General features: G+C 56.2%; 1 protein-coding gene. It reads left to right on the top strand.

What is annotated here, in order from left to right; genetic code table 11:
• Positions 1-354: transposase (locus JW499_RS21885; RefSeq protein WP_205212542.1), on the top strand; the 354-nt coding region annotated here is incomplete at both ends.

Here is a 354-nt window from a genome sequence, read left to right on the forward strand (position 1 = left end):
GACCTGAACAACAAACGTTACGTCTACTTTTGGGCGGATGGTGTGCATAGCAACGTACGAATGGATGACCGGCTGTGCCTGCTGGTGATCATCGGAGTAACAGAGCATGGCCGCAAGGAACTGGTGGCAGTTGAGGATGGCTTCCGAGAGTCGACCGCAAGCTGGGAGGAACTATTGCTTGGCCTGCGCGGGCGCGGCCTCAATGTAGCGCCTAAGCTGGCCATTGGGGATGGTGCGTTGGGGTTCTGGAAAGCGATGACCAAGACCTATCCTGGCTGTCGTCATCAGCGTTGCTGGGTGCATAAGACCGCAAACGTGTTGAACAAGCTGCCCAAATCGATGCAGCCTAAGGTC

Source organism: Amphritea pacifica (assembly GCF_016924145.1).
Taxonomy (GTDB): Bacteria; Pseudomonadota; Gammaproteobacteria; order Pseudomonadales; family Balneatricaceae; genus Amphritea; species Amphritea pacifica.